The organism is Streptomyces sp. NPDC005866 (genome assembly GCF_040629895.1).
Classification (GTDB): Bacteria; Actinomycetota; Actinomycetes; order Streptomycetales; family Streptomycetaceae; genus Streptomyces.
On the sequence record NZ_JBEXWP010000014.1, the window covers coordinates 1 to 18,646 of the forward strand.

General features: G+C 72.0%; 19 protein-coding genes and 2 pseudogenes. 7 read left to right on the forward strand and 14 right to left on the reverse strand.

What is annotated here, in order from left to right:
* The first annotated feature begins 208 nt into the window (after positions 1-208).
* Positions 209-874 (forward strand): TMEM175 family protein, encoded by a 666-nt coding sequence (locus ABZ396_RS21345; protein ID WP_358920462.1) that lies wholly within the window; start codon positions 209-211, stop codon positions 872-874.
* 48 nt (positions 875-922) lie between these two features.
* Here ABZ396_RS21345 and ABZ396_RS21350 read toward each other — a convergent pair whose 3' ends face one another.
* The 9 genes and pseudogenes from ABZ396_RS21350 to ABZ396_RS21390 all read right to left on the reverse strand — a co-directional run bounded on the left by ABZ396_RS21350 (position 923) and on the right by ABZ396_RS21390 (position 10,713).
* Positions 923-1,180: a hypothetical protein gene (locus ABZ396_RS21350; protein WP_358920464.1), complete on the reverse strand. Its 258-nt coding sequence runs from the start codon at positions 1,178-1,180 to the stop codon at positions 923-925.
* Positions 1,181-1,456: 276 nt separating this feature from the next.
* Positions 1,457-2,257 carry a thioesterase family protein gene (locus tag ABZ396_RS21355; protein ID WP_358920587.1) on the reverse strand — a complete coding sequence of 267 codons (801 nt, stop codon included), beginning with the start codon at positions 2,255-2,257 and terminating at the stop codon, positions 1,457-1,459.
* 414 nt (positions 2,258-2,671) lie between these two features.
* On the reverse strand, positions 2,672-4,504 hold the full coding sequence (locus tag ABZ396_RS21360) for an alkaline phosphatase family protein (protein WP_358920465.1): 1,833 nt from the start codon (positions 4,502-4,504) through the stop codon (positions 2,672-2,674).
* Positions 4,505-4,680: 176 nt separating this feature from the next.
* Positions 4,681-5,916 (reverse strand): iron uptake transporter deferrochelatase/peroxidase subunit, encoded by a 1,236-nt coding sequence (efeB, locus tag ABZ396_RS21365; protein WP_358920467.1) that lies wholly within the window; start codon positions 5,914-5,916, stop codon positions 4,681-4,683.
* Complete coding sequence (locus ABZ396_RS21370) at positions 5,913-7,109, reverse strand: EfeM/EfeO family lipoprotein (protein WP_358920469.1); 1,197 nt, start codon at positions 7,107-7,109, stop codon at positions 5,913-5,915. Before ABZ396_RS21370 ends, efeB begins: the two co-directional genes overlap by 4 nt.
* A 129-nt stretch (positions 7,110-7,238) precedes the next feature.
* Positions 7,239-7,580, reverse strand: a pseudogene (locus tag ABZ396_RS21375) (amidohydrolase); the annotation flags it as partial.
* Positions 7,581-7,770: 190 nt separating this feature from the next.
* Entirely contained in the window at positions 7,771-8,250 is a 480-nt protein-coding gene (locus tag ABZ396_RS21380) for a MarR family transcriptional regulator (RefSeq protein ID WP_358920471.1), read from the reverse strand.
* A gap of 55 nt (positions 8,251-8,305) precedes the next feature.
* Positions 8,306-8,740, reverse strand: a complete 435-nt coding sequence (locus ABZ396_RS21385; RefSeq protein ID WP_358920473.1) for a (2Fe-2S) ferredoxin domain-containing protein — start codon at positions 8,738-8,740, stop codon at positions 8,306-8,308.
* Positions 8,737-10,713, reverse strand: coding sequence for a heavy metal translocating P-type ATPase (locus ABZ396_RS21390; protein WP_358920474.1), 1,977 nt, complete (start codon positions 10,711-10,713; stop codon positions 8,737-8,739). Before ABZ396_RS21390 ends, ABZ396_RS21385 begins: the two co-directional genes overlap by 4 nt.
* Before the next feature lie 92 nt (positions 10,714-10,805).
* Here ABZ396_RS21390 and ABZ396_RS21395 point away from each other — a divergent pair, with 92 nt between their 5' ends.
* The 3 genes and pseudogenes from ABZ396_RS21395 (at position 10,806) to ABZ396_RS21405 (ending at position 12,624) form a co-directional block, all read left to right on the forward strand.
* Positions 10,806-11,192 carry a metalloregulator ArsR/SmtB family transcription factor gene (locus tag ABZ396_RS21395; protein WP_358920476.1) on the forward strand — a complete coding sequence of 129 codons (387 nt, stop codon included), beginning with the start codon at positions 10,806-10,808 and terminating at the stop codon, positions 11,190-11,192.
* Between the two features lie 91 nt (positions 11,193-11,283).
* A pseudogene (locus tag ABZ396_RS21400) lies at positions 11,284-11,551 on the forward strand (acyl-CoA dehydrogenase family protein); the annotation flags it as partial.
* A complete protein-coding gene (locus tag ABZ396_RS21405) occupies positions 11,548-12,624 on the forward strand; it encodes an enoyl-CoA hydratase/isomerase family protein (protein ID WP_358920478.1) in 1,077 nt (358 codons plus the stop codon). The pseudogene ABZ396_RS21400 and the gene ABZ396_RS21405, both read left to right, overlap by 4 nt.
* Positions 12,625-12,731: 107 nt before the next feature.
* Here ABZ396_RS21405 and ABZ396_RS21410 read toward each other — a convergent pair whose 3' ends face one another.
* Entirely contained in the window at positions 12,732-12,950 is a 219-nt protein-coding gene (locus tag ABZ396_RS21410) for a hypothetical protein (protein ID WP_358920480.1), read from the reverse strand.
* Positions 12,951-13,060: 110 nt separating this feature from the next.
* On the opposite strand from ABZ396_RS21410, the gene ABZ396_RS21415 reads away from it, so the two are divergent.
* Positions 13,061-13,654: a dihydrofolate reductase family protein gene (locus ABZ396_RS21415; RefSeq protein ID WP_358920482.1), complete on the forward strand. Its 594-nt coding sequence runs from the start codon at positions 13,061-13,063 to the stop codon at positions 13,652-13,654.
* Between the two features lie 260 nt (positions 13,655-13,914).
* On the opposite strand, the gene ABZ396_RS21420 is transcribed toward ABZ396_RS21415, so the two are convergent.
* The gene (locus tag ABZ396_RS21420; protein ID WP_358920484.1) at positions 13,915-14,082 is read right to left on the reverse strand and encodes a hypothetical protein; all 168 of its coding nucleotides are present in this window, start codon (positions 14,080-14,082) and stop codon (positions 13,915-13,917) included.
* Positions 14,083-14,142: 60 nt separating this feature from the next.
* Between ABZ396_RS21420 and ABZ396_RS21425 the strand changes: the two genes are divergently transcribed.
* The gene (locus tag ABZ396_RS21425) at positions 14,143-14,301 is read left to right on the forward strand and encodes a hypothetical protein (RefSeq protein WP_358920485.1); all 159 of its coding nucleotides are present in this window, start codon (positions 14,143-14,145) and stop codon (positions 14,299-14,301) included.
* A gap of 120 nt (positions 14,302-14,421) precedes the next feature.
* Positions 14,422-16,062, forward strand: a complete 1,641-nt coding sequence (pgm, locus tag ABZ396_RS21430; RefSeq protein WP_358920487.1) for a phosphoglucomutase (alpha-D-glucose-1,6-bisphosphate-dependent) — start codon at positions 14,422-14,424, stop codon at positions 16,060-16,062.
* Between the two features lie 102 nt (positions 16,063-16,164).
* Here the strand turns inward: pgm and ABZ396_RS21435 are convergent, their stop codons facing one another.
* From ABZ396_RS21435 to ABZ396_RS21445, 3 genes are read right to left on the reverse strand one after another with little or no spacing between them, the layout of a single operon-like run.
* Positions 16,165-17,496 (reverse strand): RNA polymerase sigma factor, encoded by a 1,332-nt coding sequence (locus tag ABZ396_RS21435; RefSeq protein ID WP_358920489.1) that lies wholly within the window; start codon positions 17,494-17,496, stop codon positions 16,165-16,167.
* The gene (locus tag ABZ396_RS21440; protein ID WP_358920491.1) at positions 17,493-17,834 is read right to left on the reverse strand and encodes a YciI family protein; all 342 of its coding nucleotides are present in this window, start codon (positions 17,832-17,834) and stop codon (positions 17,493-17,495) included. The genes ABZ396_RS21435 and ABZ396_RS21440 overlap by 4 nt, the downstream gene beginning before the upstream one ends.
* Positions 17,831-18,577 (reverse strand): nuclear transport factor 2 family protein, encoded by a 747-nt coding sequence (locus tag ABZ396_RS21445; protein WP_358920493.1) that lies wholly within the window; start codon positions 18,575-18,577, stop codon positions 17,831-17,833. Before ABZ396_RS21445 ends, ABZ396_RS21440 begins: the two co-directional genes overlap by 4 nt.
* Positions 18,578-18,646 lie beyond the last annotated feature (69 nt).

Genomic DNA, 18,646 nt, shown 5'->3' on the forward strand with positions numbered 1-18,646 from the left:
GGGTGCCGGGTGCAAGCCCTCGTACTGGACGTACTTGGGTTTGTGCCCGGTGCGGCGAGAGTGCGTGCCGGGCGTCGCGGGGCAGGCGGGACTTTGGCCACAGGCCCTAGGCCGTCCCGCCTTGGGGCCGTCCCCGCTCCGGGCGTACATGGCGGTGTGGTAATCCTTCCGTCGTCCGTACGCCGAGGAATGCCGTGGTGCCGCCGACATGAACCATCTCAGCCCCCTTGCCCTCCGTCGCCGCGAGATATCCGTGGGACCGGAGCGACTGGTGATGCTCGGCGACGCCGTGTTCGCCATCGCCATCACCCTGCTCGCCCTCGACATCACCGTCCCCGAGGGACTGCACGAATGGGAAGTCGCCCACGCCGTCCGGGAGGTGCTCCCGGCGGTGGGCGCGTATCTGCTGAGCTTCGCCGTCATCGGCGTGCTCTGGCTGACCCAGCACGCTCTGTTCGCGCTGGTCGCCACCGTCGACCGCTGGCTGCTCTATCTCTACTTCGCCCTGCTCGCGGTCGTGGCCGCGCTGCCCTTCCCGACCAAACTGCTCAGCGAGTACGGCGAGACGACCACGGCGACGGCCTGCTACTCGGGTGCGATCGCCCTGTCCCTCGGCCTCCTGTGCGCCATGTACCTGCGGTTGCTGACCGCGCCCGCCCTGGCCACCCCGGACGCGGACCCCGAGCGGCTGAGGCAGGCGGTCCGCCGTAACCTCCTGCACGTCCTGGTCTTCGCCACGGCGATCCCGCTGGCGTTCTGGTCACCGGACCTCGCCAAGTACTGGTGGCTGCTGACGATCCCGGTCCGCACCGTGCACCGCAGGCCTGCGGAGAGCGCCGACCGGGTGCCCGCCGAGGGAGAGCCCGGGAGCTGAGGGCAGCGGGAAACCCCGGCCCGCGGGCCGGGGCGGTGGGTCGGCTGGTCAGCAGGTCGCCTTGACGGCCGTCTCGACGAAGCGCGCCGTGGTCTTCGGGTGGCTGATCATCGGCACGTGGGACGCGCCCCCGAGCGCACCGAGCAGCAGCCCCAGGGCGTCCTCGACGGTCAGCGGCCGCAGGGACATGCCGAACAGGTCGAGGGAGAACACCTCGTCGGCAAAGCCCGGCCGCACGGCGTGGGCGGCGCGGATGGCGAAGGTGGTCTTCCCCAGCCCGGCAGAGCCGGTGACGACCCCCACCACGGCGACACCGGGCGCCCGTCGCTCTGCACGAGCCCGTCGGCCCAACCCAGTTCGGCCGCCCGCCCGGTGAAGTCGTCGACGGACCGGGCAAGTTCGCGCAGCGGTCGGACGCGTCCAGTGATCCCGCAACCGGGCGTCCCGCGCCAGTTGCAGGAGCTGCTGCCGGGCGTCGCAGGCCAGGGAGAGCGCGTCCACGACGGCGGTGACCGTCCGCTGCTGGGGCCCTTGCAGGGTCCAAGCCCCGTCGCCCGCAGGGCCCAGTTGGCTGCCGGGCTCCTACGCCCCCGGCAGCGGCCGGACCGTGAGGATCTGCGAGGCATGGCCGACCGGGCCGTCCACGTCGTGCAGGACCGTGCCGGTGAGGCCCTGCCCGGTGGGGCCGAAGGTGACCTTGGTGTCCAACCCGGTCCAGGGGCCCCGGGGTTGGCGGTGGAGGTGGATGGTCAGGTCGACGTTCGGGAACATCCACTCGGTGGGCTGCTGCCGGACGGCGATGCCGTTGGCGGTGTCCACCAGGGTGAGATACGAGGCGAGCGGGCTGACCGGAACACCGGCGACCAGTTCCAGGGGCGTGGAGATCCAGGCGGCCGTACGGCCCGGCCGCCGCGGTTCGACCGGACGGATCTCCACGGAGTCGATGTAGCCACCGGGCCAGAGGTCGCTCGCCGGCCACGGGGCGAGGGACTCCGGCGGCACGAGACGGTCGTCGGGGCCGCCCGCGACCGCGGCGGTGTCGAGTTCGGCCAGGTACCAGGCGCGGGCGCGCAGGACCGAGCGGCCGGAGATCCGCACGACCGCTTCGAGGAGTTCGATGGTCCGCCCGGGACGGACGGTCTCCACCTCGATCTCGCACTCGTCCAGGGCGAGACGGCCGAGGATGTCGTAGCTGATCCGGGACAGCAGCAGGCCGTTGGCCGGGCGGGCGGCCCGGTACCGGTCGAGGGCGTGGACGACGAGCCCCGACAGCGGACCGACGTGCTGCTCGTCCGGCGCCCAGGCCCCGCCCGCGTGGGGCGTCGGCTTGTAGCGGCGGTCATCGACGGCCTCGAAGTAGCTGCCCTGGGACACGGTCGGCATGGACAACGGACTTCTCTCCTTAAGAAGTGAACACTCCGGACACTGGAGGACACCCCGACGCGGTCGGAGGAGGCGCCGGCGCGGCCCAGGCGGCCCGGCCGAGCCGGCGTCCGAGATCCGCATGGCGACCGCGCAGGGACACGCCCACAGGGTCGTGCAGTGCCACGGCCTCCCCGCTCGTCATCGTGCCGCGCGCCCTTCCGCCGTGTCGGTGTACCTGCCACCGATCATCGTATCCACTGCGCGGGGAGACGTCCGCGGCGATCCGCGGAGGCTCAGCCGGTAAGGGACGGGTGGGACGGGCAACGGCGCCCGCAGGAATCCCGAGGGTGAAGGATTTGAGCCATGTCCAGACGCACCTCGGCACGGTCCGGGGAGGAGGACCGTGCCGAGGTGGTTGGAGCCGTGCGGAGGTCAGGCGGTGGTGCGCTGCTTACGGCGCAGCGTCAGGTACGTGCCCGTGGCGCCGACGGCCACGAGGGCGCCCACGCCGAGGCTCACCGGGACGGTGGGAAACCCGGCGGAGCCGGTCGTCGCGGCCGTGACCTCCAGCGCCGGACCCGGCGTGATGTGCGTGCTGACCGGAGCCACCTGGTGGATCGGGCCGACGTGCTTGACGGAACCGTCCGAGTTCAGCAGCACCTGCTTGTTGTTCGGGTGCCGGAAGTCGAACATGTTCGTCAGCGAGCCCGCGGTGGCGTCGAAGGAGTGGTCACCGACGCGGCCGGTGCGCCAGTTGTCCTCGATGAAGCGGGTGACCGAGGCCTGGTCGGTCTGCGTGTGGTCGACTTTGTTCACCTTGCTGTACGGCGAGATGACCAGCAGCGGCTGCCGGGTGCCGGGGCCGCAGCGGTCGGCGTAGCCGCCGGACGCGGCCGGGCCCGCCTGGCAGGCGGCGCTGTCGACGGTCTTGCCGTTGGAGCCGACCGTGGTGTCCTTGGAACCGTTGCGGGGCTTGGCGTAGGCGTGGTCGTACCAGCCGTCGGAGTCGTCGTAGGCGACCACGATCGCGGTGGACTTCCACTCCGGCGAGCTCTGGATCGCGTTGATCTCGTTCACCAGGAAATGCTGCTCGTCGGTCGGGTCGGAGTAGCCGGCGTGGCCGTCCTGGTACTGGCCGGCCTTGACGAAGCTGACGGCCGGGAGCTTGCCCGCCTTGGTGGCCGCGGTGAAGTCGGTCAGGTCGTAGTTGTGGTTGGCCTGGCCCTGGTGACCGATCTCGTCAACGTTCTTCGGCGCCACGTGGTGCGGGTTGGACGTCGACTTGTAGTACGAGAACGGGTTGTGGTGCGGGCTGTAGTCGACCACGGAGGCGCCGCCGACGTTGGTGTGCGTGGTGTCGCACTTGGCGAAGTCGCCCGACTTGCCGTCCCAGGCGGTGGTTGCGCGGAAGCCGCCCTGGAACCAGCCCCACGTCACGTTCTTGGCGTTGAGCTGGTCACCGATGTTCTTGCCCTGCAGCGCCGCCAGCGCGCTGGTGCTGGTGTGGTCCTTGTCGGAGCAGTCGTCGTAGGCCGGGTCGGGGTCGTTGATGACCGTGCCGACACCCTTGGCGTCCGGGGAGGCGATGGCGTACGAATCGGGGGTCGACGTCTGCTTGCCGGTGACCGAGTCGACGGAGATCGCGCCGTGCGTCTGACCCGAGACCAGGTTGAGCGCGCCCGGCGTGGACGGGCCGTAGACCGAGCTGTAGGAGCGGTCGTTCAGGGTGTACTGCTGGGCGTAGTTCCACAGCGCGGTGACGGTGTTGCCGTCATAGTAGTCCATCACCAGGCCCGGCTCGCCGAACAGGCCGCCGCTGCACTTGTTGACCTCGGTGTCCTGCACGAACTGGTCGGCCTTGCCGCCGTTGTAGGCGTACTGCTCGGCCCCGTAGGAGTGGTTCTGGTCGCAGGTCATGGCCTGCGCCGGGGTGAGCCGCTTGGGCGCGTACTGGTTCGGGTTCTTCGTCAGCAGCCCGGCGTGCGCGAGGGTGTCGATGTCCTTCGGGGTCGTCTTGGACGCCGTGAACTTCGTGCCGTCGGTGTTCGCGGCCTTCGGGTAGGTCGCGAAGTAGTGGTCGAAGGAGATGTTCTCGTCGAACAGCACGACCACGTGCTTGATCGGCGTCGTGGTGGACGAGCCGCCGCTGTGCCCGGCCGGTACGGCCGCCCAGCTGGGCGCGGTGCCGCCGAGGACCGTGAGCGCGGCGGCACCCGCGAGCGCCCCCAGGCTCCTGATCGCCGTTCGTCTTCCAGTGCTGGTCATGCTGGTTCACCCTTCGGGCATGAACGTCATTGCGTCGTACAGGCAGGGATGCTTCGCCCGCTGCGGGGCGTCGTGGCGGAGCCATGATGGCGCGGGCGTGAACACCCGGTCAGGGATACTGGGGCAAACCTTGACCGTGTATTGACCGATCGCGCCCATGAGTTGTCCAGACAGGTTCAGGTCAGAAGGGCTCTGCCGTACCAGTCGTTCCTGTCCCGGACGCCGGGCAGGGTGAAGAAGTACCCGCCGCCGAACGGCGATATGTAGTCGACGAGCGGTTCGCCGGCCAGGCGCTTCTGCACGGTCTCGAACTGCCGGGCCAGGTCCTGCTGGTAGCAGCAGAACAGCAGGCCCATGTCGAGGTTGCCGTTGCTGTCCATGCCCCGGTCGTAGTTGTAGGCACGGCGCAGGATCCGCTGGTCCGCGGTGGCCGCGGTGCGCGGGTTGGCCAGCCGGATGTGCGCGTCCAGCGGGATGACGTCGCCCTTGGGATCGTCGGCGTAGTCGGGGGTGTCGTGCTCGGCGTCACCGTCCAGGGGCGCCCCGGACTCGCGGGAGCGGCCGAACATCCGCTCCTGTTCGCCGAGCGAGACCCGGTCCCAGAACTCCACCAGCATGCGGATGAGCCGCACCACCTGATAGCTCCCGCCGACCGCCCAGTCCGGCTCGCCGGAGTCCCCGCCGACCCACACCAGCCGGTCCATCTCGCGGGCGCTGGTGGTCTGCGGGTTGGCGGTGCCGTCCTTGAAGCCCATCAGGTTCCGCGGGGTGCCGGACGGCCGCGGCGGGCTGCTGAACCCATCCATCCGCCAGCGGACCTGCGTTCCGCCACGGGTGTGCCGGGCGATGTCGCGCAGGGCGTGCAGCACGGTGTCGGTGTCGTCCGCGTGCAACTGCAAACTGAGGTCCCCGTGGCACCATTCGGGCCTGAGGTCGTCGTCGGGGAAGGCCGGCATCGTCGTCAGCCGACGGGGTCTCAGTTGGCCCAGCCCGTACCGGTCGTCGAAGAGCGAGGCGCCGACGCCGACGGTCACCGCCAGCGCCCCGGACGGCAGTTCCCCGCCGAGGACGCCGGAGTCGGCGGGCGGAGCGGTGACGCCCACCGGGTCGGGGGTGCCGCCCGAGGTGAGGAAACGGGCGCGGTCGGTGAGCGTGCGCAGCAGTTCGGTCAGCTCGGCCCGGCTCCCCGCGGTGACGTCGAGCGACGCGAACAGGGCCGTCCGGCGCGGCGCCGCGATCGCCGACTGCTGGCGGGCGCCGTGGAAGGGCGCGATGGCGGGCGTCGCCGTGGCGGTGTCCGTGATCGGGGCGGCCGCGCCTCCGGCGGCCAGCCCCGCGCCCGCGAGTGCCGCGCCCCGCAGGAACCCACGGCGGCCGACTCCGCCCCTGCCCGTCGTCTCGTTCGTGCTCACACCGTCCTCCGCGGATCGCACAGGGTCGCCACCGATGCCAGGCGTTCCACCAGGTCCCCGAGCGCGGCGTCGACGTTCTCGCGCTGCCGGTGGCTCAGTTGGCCCAGGGGTGTCCAGCCCCCGTCGTGCTCGAAGGCGTCGAGCGTCCTGCCGGCCCGGTCCAGTTCGCTCTCCAGACCGGACAGACCGGCGTACCGGGTGGCCAGCAGCGGGTGCAGCCGGGTCATGACCTGCACCGTGCCGTCCAGGTTGGCGCGGGCGGTGGCGAGGTTGCTGCCGCTGCCGTAGTCGGTACGGCCGGTCAGCTCGAACTGCACCGTGTTCTCCAGGATCTCGTGCGCCCGCAGCCCCAGCTGGGCGGGGTCCATCCGGGTCTGCGCCCAGTCGTCGCGCAGCGCGGTGACCGCCTTCACCAGGCCGGCCGCCGGGCCGCGCAGGCCGTCGGCGGACTCGCCGTGCCACAGGCCGTACTCGATCCGGTGGAAGCCGGTGAAGTCCTTGTCGTGCACCCCGCCGGGCAGGCCCGCGTCCGTGCCGTTGATCGCGCCGTCCGCGTCCCCGAAGGCCTCGTACGCCGCGCCGAGCCGCTCGTACTCCAGGTGCGCCGGCAGCCAGGCGGTACGGGCGGCGGCGACGTCGCCGCCGTCGACCGCGTCCCGCAGTGTCGTCGTCAGCCGTACGACGTCGGACAGGCCGCTGCCGACCCACTTCTGGTAAGCGAGCGCCGACGGGATCAGATCGTGCTCGGTGACCGGGGCCGCGGCCGGCCCGCTCGTCCCCTTGGTGATGTGAACCGTGGGCCCGGTGACGGCGTCGGCGTCATCGGGGACGCACTTGAACGCATACGCGCCCTTGCCGAGGCGGACGGTCAGTTTCCGGGTCGTGCCGGGGCCGATGCCCTCCACCTCGCCGTAGACGGCTTGGCTCCTCGGGTCCTCCAGGAAGACCTCGGCGGGGCCGTCGGCCGTGTTGCGCAGGTCGAAGACCTGGAGACCGGACCGCGGCGTGCTCCAGCCCCGGCCGCAGCGGCTGTGGGACACCTCCACCGTGGTGTGCGGCAGGGCGGCCGGGCCGGCGTGTGCCTGGCGTGAGTCGTGCGTGAGCGCCAGGACTCCGGCCCCCAGACAGACGACGGCGACCGCGACGACCGCCCAGGGACGCAACGACCTCCAGCTGAGGCCGGACAACACCATCCCGAGCTCCCGGGTTCGCAACCGTCGTGATCGCCCCATGTTAGGCAGGGCTTCGCACTCGAACGGCCGTCCAGAGAAACCCATGACCAAGAGTTCCCTGCCGGTTCACCGGACCTCCCGCAGAGGCCCTCAGTGGGTTCCGGGCTGGACGAGCCTGAAGAAGGAGCGGGCGCCGGCTCGCCGTGCGGACTGCCGCGGCCGCGGCGGGAGCGGACGGGAGACGGGCGCGGGCGCGGGGGCGTCGGCCAGGCGGGGGAAGAGAGCTTCGGCGTCGGTGCGGTTGACGGCGGTGAGGATGCCGGGGTCGACACCGCTGTCGAGACCGTGGGCGAAGTACTGGCCGGCCGCGGCCGGCGCGAACGGCCAGTCGCCGCCGAACAGGACATGTCCGGGGCGGGCGAAGGCGAGCAGCGTGGGCAGGGCGGCGGGGCCGGCGGACAGTGCGGTGTCGAAGCAGAAGCCGCGGAAGTCGCCGTTCCGTCCGGGCGCCCGCTCCCTGGCCCACCCGGAGCGGACCGTGCCCGCGCTCAGCGGAGCGGGCGTCCCCGACGACTGACGACGCGGCGCCCCGCCTGGAGCACTCCGAGGACCTGTGCGTCGCGCTGGACGCCGACTTCGGGTCCCGTCCCGCTGCTGGCCGGCGCGGGCTACCGCGTTGGGTCTAGCCCAGGGGCCTGCCGGAGTCGTCGGTCGCCGCCAGGATCCGGCGGCCGATCTCCCGCAGCTGCCGGACCTGTGTCTGGGGCAGCGGGTCCAAGACCAGCCGGCGTACGGCCGCCACGTGCCCCGGCGCCGAGCCGACGACCTTGGCCCAGCCCGTCCCCGTCAGCGTCGCCACGGTGAAGCGGCCGTTGTGCCGGTCCGGCTCGCGGCGCAGCCAGCCCCGGGCCTCCAGGCGCTTGGCGACATGGGAGAGCCGGGACAGCGACCCGTTGGCGAACAGCGCCAGTTCGCTCATCCGCAGGGTACGGCCGGGCGCCTCGGAGAGTCCCGCCAGTACCTGGTACTCGAAGTGACTGATCCCCGCGTCGTGCTGCAACTGCGCGTCCAGTTCCACCGGGAGCCTGGCCAGCACACCGGCGAGGGCGAGCCAGGACTGTCTCTCGTCGTCGGTCAGCCAGCGCGGCTCGGGAGTGACCATGGGGGAAGCCCAGCTTTACGTCTCAAGTGACTTTACCGACGGCTTGGTTGACGCTTCAATCCGGGAGGTCCCGGCTTCGGGCGGCACCCGCGCGTACCCGGCGGGAGGGGCTGAAGGCGTGGAGGTCGAGGATGGCGGGCGGTTCGACGAGATCGGGGCCGCCGCCCGCGATCCAGGTGGCGATGGCGGCGGTGGCGTCGGGATCGTTGACCAGCCCGAGCCAGACGGGGCGCCCGCCGGCCTCGCGGCCGCAGGCGGAGGGCTGGACGACGATGACGTTGGCGCGCTCGCAGGCGTCGAGGCAGTCGGTGACCCGTACGGTCGCGGAGCCGTTCAATGCCTCGCGCAGCTCGCGGAGTTGGGTGGTGTGATCAAGGCCGGGGACCTTGGACGTGCCACAGCAGCACCCGCGGCAGACGGTGACCGTGGGCCGTGCCGCTTCCGCTCCGGCGGCCGGGGCGGGAGCAGCACGACCGGAGCGTTTGCTCATGCGGTACCTCGCTGGACGGGGTTCTTCCAGGCCGCTTCGCGCAGCAGGCGCAGGCCGTTGAGGCCGACGATGACGGTGGAGCCCTCGTGTCCGGCGACGCCGAGCGGGAGGGGCAGGGTGGCCATGAGGTCCCAGGCCACCAGGGCGGAGATGAACACGGCGGCGATGACGAGGTTCTGGACGACCAGGCGCCGGGCGGCCCGGGAGAGGGAGACGACGGTGGGGATGGCGGCGAGTTCGTCGCGGACGACGACGGCGTCGGCGGTTTCCAGGGCGAGGTCGGAGCCTGCCTTGCCCATGGCGATTCCGGTGTGGGCGGCGGCCAGCGCGGGGGCGTCGTTGACGCCGTCGCCGACCATGAGGACCCGGCGGCCCTCGGACTCCCACTCCCTGACCGCTACGGCCTTGTCCTGGGGCAGGAGTCCGGCGCGGACGTCGGTGATGCCGACCTGCCCGGCGAGGTGCTTGGCGGCGCGTTCGTTGTCGCCGGTCAGCAGGACCGGGAGGCGGCCGGTCAGCTCGGCGAGGGCGGCGACCGTGGCGGCGGCATCCTGGCGGAGTCGGTCGGCCGTGCCGATCACACCGGCCGGGATCCCGTCGTGCAGGACCACGACCGCGGTGCGCCCGGTGCCTTCCAGTTCCGCCACGAGGTTGCGCACGGTCTCGGGGGGCTCGGGCAGGAGGCGGGCGGGTGAGCCGACCTGGACGGTGCGGCCGTCGACGGTGGCGCTCACGCCCCGGCCGGGAGCGGAGGTGAAGTCCAGCGGCTCCGGCAGCGACAGACGGCGTTCGCGGGCGGCGTCGACCACCGCGCGGGCGAGCGGGTGCTCGCTGGGGTGCTCGGCAGCGGCGGTCAGGGCCAGCAGCGTGTCCTCGGTCAGGCCGGTGCCGGGCAGGGGGCGGATGTCGGTGACGCGCGGGGTGCCTTCGGTCAGCGTGCCGGTCTTGTCCAGGGCGACGGTGTCGACCTGACCGAGGCGTTCCATCACGACGGCGGACTTGGCGAGCACACCGTGGCGGCCGGCGTTGGCGATCGCGGAGAGCAGCGGCGGCATGGTGGAGAGCACCACTGCGCACGGGGAGGCGACGATCATGAAGGTCATCGCCCGGAGCAGGGCGGGCTGGAGGGCGGAGCCGAAGGAGAGCGGGACCGCGAACACGGCGAGGGTGGCGATGACCATGCCGATCGAGTACCGCTGCTCGATCTTCTCGATGAAGAGCTGGGTGGGAGCCTTGGTCTCGGAGGCTTCCTCGACCATCTTCACGATCCGTACGATCACCGAGTCCGCCGGGTCGCGCTCCACCCGGACGCGGAGGGCACCCGTGCCGTTGACGGTGCCGGCGAACACCTCGTCGCCCGTCTCCTTGGTCACCGGCAGGGGCTCGCCGGTGATGGTGGCCTGGTCGACGTCGCTCGCCCCGTCCAGAACCCGCCCGTCGGCGCCGACCCGCTCACCGGGCCGCACCAGGATCGTGTCCCCGACCTTCAGGTCCTCGGCGGCGACCGTCTCCTCGGTGCCGTCGGGCAGGATCCGGCTCGCGGTGGCGGGGGCGAGGCCGAGGAGGCCGCGCACGGAGTCCGCCGTGCGGGCGGTCGCCACGGCCTCCAGGGCGCCGGAGGTCGCGAAGATGACGATCAGCAACGCCCCGTCGAGGATCTGCCCGATGGCGGCTGCGCCGAGCGCGGCGACGACCATCAGGAGATCCACGTCCAAGGTCTTGTCCTTCAGGGCCTTCAGGCCCTCCCAACCCGGCTCCCAGCCGCCCGTGACGTAGACGGCGACATAGAGCGGAGCCCACAGCCAGGCCGGGGCATCGAGGAGGTCCAGCGGGAGGGCGATCAGGAACAGGACCAGCGCGGCCAGCGCCCACCGCGCCTCCGGCAGCGCCAGAACCCGCGTCCGGCGCCATGCGGGCGCCGGACGGGGGCCGGCGGCGGCAGGCGCGGGCCGCTGATCCAGGACGGAAGACATGGCAGAACAACCCTTCGCGGGCGGACGGGCAACACGTCCACCGTACAGGAACGTCTGAATAGGTCTTCATGTGTCATGGGTATGATGTCTCAATGGGCCACGGAACCGACACCGCCAGCAGCACCACCGCCCGCGAGCGCCTCGACGCCGTGGGGACCGCCGACGTCGCCGCCACCCTCCAGGCCCTCGCCACCCCCTCGCGGCTCTACATCCTGGCCCGGCTCCAGGAGGGACCCTGCTCGGTCGGCGAGCTGGCCGACGCGGTCGGGATGGAAGCCTCCGCCTGCTCCCACCAGCTGCGCCTCCTGCGCAACCTCGGACTGGTCACCGGCGAACGCCACGGGCGTTCGATCGTGTACGCGCTCTACGACAACCACGTCGCCGAACTCCTCGACCAGGCTCTCTACCACGTGGAGCACCTGCGGCTGGGCGTCCGCGACGTCCCCGCCGCCGTGGCCGAGCCCGTCGCCGCCGACTGAGGCGGGCGGCCGGCACGGCCATCGCGGCAGCTTCGCGACGGCGGTGCAGGCGCGTACCGCCGGCCGGCCGCGCCGGCTTCGACCTGGTCCCGCCCGCGCCCGGGTGCGGCAGGCCGCCCAGGATCTGGGCCGGGCGATCCGCAGGCGCCGTACCCGTGCGCGGTGGCCGAAGCGGTTCACCACCGACACCGGGTACTCGGTCGCCGACCTCGCCCCAGCCCCACGGCGGCTGCGGCCACCCCAGCGCGTACGGTGTCCAGGAGATCGTCCGTGGCCCGCGGGTCCACCAGACCCTGGAAGGAACCAGCGAGATCATGCGTGTCATCGTGGCCGGCGGCCTGACGGAGGCGTTCGAATGACCGGGGCGGCAGACGACGTCCTGGTGCAGGTCACCGGACGGTCCGCACATCTCACCCTCAACCGGCCCAAGGCGCTCAACGCCCTCTCGCACACCATGGTGCTGCGCATCGCCGAGGCCCTGACGGAGTGGGAGCACGACCCGGCCGTCGAAACCGTCGTCATCACCGGCGCGGGGGAGCGCGGCCTGTGCGCGGGCGGCGACATCCGCGCCGTCCACGACGACGCCCGGGACGGCGACGGCACCGCCTCGGCCGCCTTCTGGCGTGACGAGTACCGCCTCAACGCCAGGATCGCCCGCTACCCCAAGCCCTATGTCGCGATCATGGACGGCATCGTCATGGGCGGCGGGGTGGGCGTCTCCGCGCACGGCAGTGTCCGCATCGCCACCGAGCGCTCCCGGATCGCCATGCCGGAGACCGGCATCGGCTTCGTGCCCGACATCGGCGGCACCCATCTGCTCGCCCTCGCCCCCGGCGAACTCGGCACCCATCTCGCCCTGACAGGCGCTCAGATCGGTGCCGCCGACGCCTTGTCGTGCGGACTCGCCGACCACTGTGTTCCGTCGGACAGGATCGGGCGGCTGATCGCCGACCTCGCCGACCGACCCGTGCACGAGACGCTCACCCGGCATGTGCGACCGGCCCCGGAGGGGGAACTGGCCCGCGACCGGCACTGGATCGACGTCTGCTACGCCGCCGACACGGTCGAGGAGATCGTCCAGCGGCTGCTCGCCCACGGCGACCCGGCGGCGAAGGAGACGGCGGAGACCCTGCTCACCAGGTCGCCGACGGCCCTGAAGGTCACCTTGGCGGCACTGCGCCGGGCCCGGCGGCTCGGTTCGCTGGAGCGCGTCCTGGACCAGGAGTACCGCGTCTCCTGCGCCGCGCTCGCCACCCACGACCTGGTGGAGGGCATCCGCGCCCAGGTCGTCGACAAGGACCGGAACCCGCGCTGGTCCCCGGCCACCCTCGCCGAGGTCAGCGACGCCGACGTCGACCGGTTCTTCGCTCCGCTCGGCGAGCGCGAACTGGGCCTCGCCGGATCCGGCACCGCTTCGGAGGTGGCCAGGTGAGCCGTACTGCGCCCGGAGCGCGTAGACGGATCCTGACGGCGATCAGCGACACGGGAGCGTCTTGAAAACAGGTGGCCCCACCCGGATGTCACCGGGGGTCGGGGGTGTCACCTGCGTGTGCTGTCGCGCGGACCGCCGTATTCGGCGTCGGTCACGTGGTCGAGCCAGGTGACGTCGTCGGTCTCCCACAGGGCGAGGTGGGCCATGAACTGGCCGGGACCGGCGCCGTGCCAGTGCTCCTCGCCCGGCGGCGTCCAGATCACATCGCCCGGATGGGCCTCCACGATCCGGCCGCCACGGGACTGGACCAGGGCGATTCCCTCCACCGTGCAGCGTGACGTGTGGTGCCGTTCACCGACCCATATTCCGTCGCGGCGATGAGTCCTGCCGCGTCCGGCGGTCGTACTGTCGAACCCGTTACGGAGGAGGACTTCTGTTGCGCAGCGTGACGTATTCGATGGGCGTCTCACTTGACGGCTACATCGTCGGGCCGGACGGCGACTTCGACTGGGCGGCGCCCGACGTTGAGGTCTTTCGCTTGGCCACCGACGAGATGCAAGAGGTCGGCGTCCACCTGTTGGGGCGACGGCTGTACGAGACGATGCTGTACTGGGAGACCGCCGACCAGGATCCCTCGCTCGACGACTCGCTGCTCGAGTGGGCCGCGATCTGGAAGCCGCTCCCCAAGGTGGTGTTCTCCACCACGCTGTCGGCGGTGCTGGGCAATGCCCGCCTGGCCTCCGGGGGCCTGGCGGAGGAGATCGAGCGGTTGCGAGCCGAGCCGGGGGAGGGCGACATCGCGATCGGCGGCGCGACTCTCGCCGCCGAGGCGGCCGCGTCGGGTCTGATCGACGAGTACCGGGCCAGGGTCTACCCGGTGCTGGTCGGCGGTGGCGTTCCGTTCTTTCCCCGGCGCGAGCGCCGGGTGGATCTCGAACTCGTCGAGAGCCGCACCTTCAGCTCAGGAGTTGTCTACCTCCGCTACCGCGTGGCGCGCCAGGGAGTGTCGTCTGGATCAGGTCGGCAGTGAGGAACAGTGTTCCTTGACCGAGCCGAGCGGGGTCTGGTGCGTGCAGCTGCGAGGCGGAGGAGGCGTGGACAATCAGCCGCTGCCGCGGCGGGCGACGCGGTGGCGGCACCTCCGGCCGAAGGCTGGGGGACGTCGGGGAGTGACGACAACGCGGCTGGGGGCACCCCCTCTGCTGAGTGCGTGCCAGACCCCGCGACGCCGGCATGATCCAGACGACACCCCCTAGGCCGGTGGCTGTGAGGGGCCGCCGTCCCTTCGGCTCAGTGCTTGCGGGCGTCCGGGCGCTCCGCCCGCGTGGTCGCCAGATAGGCGCGCACCAGTGCCTGGCCGGTCCGGCAGCGGACGGGACGGCAGTCGGGGCAACGCTTCACATGGTCCAGATAGGTGTCGTAGCGATCCTGGGCGGCGGGCGAGAGGGAGTTCTCCACGGTGCGGCCTCTCGTGACTGCCCGGGGGCGCGGGAGTTGACTGATGTTCAGTATGTCCCGATGCGGGCCTTCCGGAACGTCCGCCGCGCCCGTGGGGGAGCCGTTCGGCCGACCGCCCGCTCCCGGCCGTACGCCCGCCGTATCTTGCGGGGCGCGACGGCGACCCACGTCCTGGACGGTACCGGGATCAGAACGCCCAAGGGCTTCTGGCTGCTGTGAATCAGCCGGGAACCCGCCGTGTCTTCGGCGTCCGGGCCGGTGCTGCACTCGCGCGCACCGGACCTGAGAAGGAAGGATGGGTGTCGAGCGATCGATCAACGACTGCGGAGGAATGAACTCATGCCGCATGAGCGAGCGGGCCAGCCGGCAGCTCCGGAGGACCTCGTCGACGTGGCCCGGCTGGTCACGGCGTACTACGCGCTGCACCCGGACCCGGCCGACCCGGCCCAGCGGGTGGTGTTCGGCACCTCGGGACACCGCGGATCGTCCCTGGCGACCGCGTTCAACGAGGACCACATCGCGGCCACCAGCCAGGCCATCTGCGAGTACCGGAGCGGCCAGGGCACCGACGGCCCCCTCTTCATGGGCGCCGACACCCACGCCCTGTCCGAACCCGCGAAGGTCACCGCCCTGGAGGTCTTCGCCGCCAACGGCGTCACCGTCCTGATCGACATCGCCGACGGCTACACGCCCACCCCGGCCGTCTCGCACGCCATCCTCACCCACAACCGCGGCCGCACGACCGGTCTCGCGGACGGTGTCGTGGTCACCCCCTCGCACAACCCGCCCTCCGACGGCGGCTTCAAGTACAACCCGCCCAGCGGCGGCCCCGCCGCCTCCGACGCCACCTCCTGGATCCAGGACCGGGCCAACCGGATCATCGCGGACGGGATGAAGGACGTACAGCGCCTCACCTACCAGCGCGCGCTCGCCGCCCCCACCACCGGCCGGTACGACTTCATGGGCGTGTACGTCGACGACCTGCCCAGCGCCCTCGACCTCGACGCGGTCCGGGCGTCCGGGCTGCACATCGGCGCCGACCCGCTCGGCGGGGCCTCCGTCGCCTACTGGGGCCGGATCGCCGAACGGCACAGCCTCGACCTCACGGTGGTCAACCCGTACACCGACCCCACCTGGCGCTTCATGACGCTGGACTGGGACGGCAAGATCCGCATGGACTGCTCCTCGCCGTACGCGATGGCCTCGCTGATCGAGAAGCGGGACGAGTTCCGCGTCGCCACCGGCAACGACGCGGACGCCGACCGGCACGGCATCGTCACCCGCGACGCCGGCCTGATGAACCCCAACCACTACCTGGCCGTCGCCATCTCCTACCTCTACCGCCACCGCGAGCAGTGGCCGGCGAACACCGGCGTCGGCAAGACCCTCGTCTCCTCCTCGATGATCGACCGGGTCGCCGCCGACCTCGGCCGCCAACTGATCGAGGTCCCGGTCGGGTTCAAGTGGTTCGTCGACGGACTGCTCAGCGGCGCCATCGGGTTCGGCGGCGAGGAGTCTGCCGGCGCCTCCTTCCTGCGCCGGGACGGCTCGGTCTGGACGACCGACAAGGACGGCATCCTGCTCGCCCTGCTCGCCTCCGAGATCACGGCGGTGACGGACAAGACCCCGTCCGAGCACTACGCCGAACTGACCGCCCGCTTCGGCGATCCCGCCTACGCCCGTATCGACGCCCCGGCGACCCGTGAGGAGAAGGCCCTCCTCGCCAAGCTCTCCCCGGCCCAGATCACCGCCGAGACGCTCGCGGGTGAACCGGTCACCGGGGTCCTCACCGAGGCGCCGGGCAACGGCGCGCCGATCGGCGGCATCAAGGTGACCACGGAGAGCGCCTGGTTCGCGGCCCGCCCGTCCGGCACGGAGGACGTGTACAAGATCTACGCCGAGTCCTTCCGGGGCCCCGAGCACCTGGCCCGGGTACAGGAGGAGGCCAAGGCGGTCGTGATGGCCGCGCTCGGCGGCTGACGCCCTGGGACGGAGGCGGTGGTCAGACCGGCTGGACCATCGCCTCCAGCACCGGGTGGATGGTGACCATGCACCATCACGCTGGGCACGACGGGCCGCGCGTCACTCCGGTGGGCTGCCGCATTCGGGGTGGGGGCGAACCCGCGGCGGAGCCTGAGGCGAACCCCGGGTGCCTACGCGGACCCGGCACTCCGCGAGCCGCTTCTCCAGGAACCTGCGTTCCGCCGCGTTCTCCACCAGCTCCAGGGCCCGCTCGTAGGACTCGGCCGCCTCCCCCGTACGGGCCATGCGGCGCAGCAGGTCGGCGCGGGTCGCCGGCAGCAGGTGGTAGCCGGCCAGGTCGTCCTCCGCCTCCAGCTCCGCCACCAGGGCGAGACCCGCCTCCCCGCCCTCGTCCATGCCCACGGCGACCGCGCGGTTGAGCCGGACCACGGGCGAGGGCACATACCGCTGGAGCTCGCCGTAGAGGCCTGCGATGTCGGCCCAGTCGGTGTCGGCGGCGGTGGCCGCGGTGGCGTGGCAGGCCGCGACGGCCGCCTGGATCTGGTACGGGCCGGGGCGGCCGCGGCGCAGAGCGGCCTCCAGAAGAGCCGCGCCTTCGTCGATATCGGCGCGGTCCCATGCGCTGCGGTCCTGGTCCTCCAGGGTCACCAGGTCGCCGGCCGCGTCAACCCGGGTGTCCCGGCGTGCGTCGTGCAGCAGCAGAAGCGCTAGCAGCCCGACGACCTCCGGTTCGTCGGGCATCAGCCGGGCCAGCAGGCGGGCCAGGCGGATGGCCTCGGCGCAGAGGCCGGTCCGCATCAGGTCGGCGCCGGCCGTGGCCGCGTACCCCTCGTTGAACAGGAGATAGATCACGCCGAGAACGCCCGTCGTGCGTTCGGGCAGCAGATGCGCGGGCGGCACCCGGTACGGGATGCCGGCGTTGCGGATCTTCCGCTTGGCGCGCACCATCCGCTGCGCCATCGTCGCCTCGGGCACGAGGAAGGCGCGCGCGATCTCGGGGGTGGTCAGCCCGGCGAGCGTGCGCAGGGCCAGCGCGACCCGGGCCTCGATCGGCAGGGCCGGGTGGCAGCAGGTGAAGATCAGCCGCAGCAGGTCGTCCGCCACACCGCTGTCGTCGCCCTCGTGGTCCGGGTCGTACGGCCCTTCGTCCCGCGCCAGCACCGCCGCCTCCCGCAGCTTCTGCGCCCCCACCGCCTCCCGGCGCAGCACGTCCAGGGCGCGGTTGCGGGCGGTCGTGGTGAGCCAGGCGCCGGGGCGGCGCGGCACTCCGTCGCGCCGCCACCGCTCCAGCGCCTGGGCGAAGGCGTCCTGCGCGCACTCCTCGGCGAGGTCCCAGTCGCCGGTCACCCGGATCAGGGTGGCGACGACCTGGGCCCACTCCTCACGGAAGGCGGCGGCGACGGCCTTCTCGACGTCGTCCGTGGCACTCACTCCCAGACCGGCCGCACCTCTACCGAGCCGCCGGCGAGCGCCGCGGGGTGCCGGGAGGCCAACGCGATCGCCTCGTCGAGATCGGCGACCTCGATGATGTCGAGGCCCGCGACGTACTCCTTGGTGTCGGCGAACGGCCCGTCGCTCAGCAGCACTTCGTCGCCCTGGACGCGCACGGTGGTCGCGTCGGCGGCAGGCCGCAGCCGGGCGCCGCCCCTGACGATGTCACGGCTGCGGACCTCGTGGATGTACGAGGTGAAGCGCGGGTCCTCGGCGATCTCGGCGGGGCTGAGCTCCTCGCCGCCGACGGGCGTGCAGATGAACAGGACGTACTTCATGACCGCTCCTTCCCGGCCGTCGCGTCCAGCGGCACCGAGATGTGCTCGTGGGCGATCAGCCAGCCGAAACCGGTGTCGCGGTAGCCGGTGGTGACGCGGACCACCTGGTCCAGCGGCTCCCCGGTCACCCGGGTGCCGCGCATCCGGACGAGGGCATGGCTGAAGGCACTGCCCTCCCCGGGGCGAACGTGCAGTTCGAGCACCTCGCGGTGCACGGGCCCGCTGAGCGTCGCGAACCACTCCTCGACCGACTTGCGGAACGCGGCGATCCCCGACTGCCCCTGGACGCCGGCGGGTTGGAAGGCCTCCACGTCGGGCGCGTAGCAGGCCGTCATCCGGTCGGTGTCCCGGTCGTGAACGGCCGCGGTGAGCTCGGCGTCGAGATGGCGGATGGCCGTCGCGGCGTCCTCCATGAGCCCCTCGTCCCAGAACGGGCGCACCTCCATGGCGCCGATGGTGGCCACGGGGTGCTGGGCGGCGATCCGTACGGCCTCCTCCAGGCTGTCGCAGTCGACGACGTCGAATCCGGCGACGTACTCCTTCGTCTCCGCGAACGGCCCGTCGGTCCGCAGCACCTCACCGTCGCGTACCCGCACGGTGACCGCCGTGTCCGGCAGCCGCAGCCGGTGGCCGTACAGCCGGGCCCCGCGCCGGACGCCGTGCTCCTCCACCCAGGGTTCGACCGGCGCCATCCCCGAGGCGTCTGCGGTGTCGTCGCCGCAGACCAGCAGCATGTACTTCATGGTTCCTCCCGGACCTCAAAGAGCTTCCTACACCCCACCGACGAACGGCGCCGCGCGCAATCGACACCC